This is a genomic window from Pseudomonas bharatica (assembly GCF_048586865.1).
Classification (GTDB): domain Bacteria; phylum Pseudomonadota; class Gammaproteobacteria; order Pseudomonadales; family Pseudomonadaceae; genus Aquipseudomonas; species Aquipseudomonas bharatica.
Window position 1 is genome coordinate 1 of sequence record NZ_JBMAWR010000067.1, and the last position, 350, is coordinate 350.

Genomic DNA, 350 nt, shown 5'->3' on the forward strand with positions numbered 1-350 from the left:
TACGAGAAGCTGGAAACCGCCGGCACGCCGACTACCGTTGTGACCGACGACCCGGCCCGCCTGGATACCACTGGCCTGACGCTCAGCGCCACCGGCACCGTCCAGGAAGGCGGCGATATCGTCTACACCGCTCGCCTGACCAATCCGGCGGGCAGCGAGATGAAGATCACCCTCAGCAACGGGGAAGTGATCACCATTGGCAAGGGCTTGAGCGAGGGCTCTGTCACATTCGCTGCACCGCAGAACACTGTGTACGTAGACGGCGGCAACGTCAGCGTCACCATCACCGGTACCACTGGCGGCGACTTCGAACATCTGGAAGTCAGCCCGACTGCGGCTGTCACTGCCGT

At 63.1% G+C, this 350-nt stretch carries 1 protein-coding gene; it reads left to right on the forward strand.

Annotated elements, in window-relative coordinates:
• Positions 1-350, forward strand: a 350-nt coding sequence (locus tag ACKLLE_RS27155) for an immunoglobulin-like domain-containing protein (protein ID WP_420059618.1), incomplete at both ends; no start/stop codon positions are given.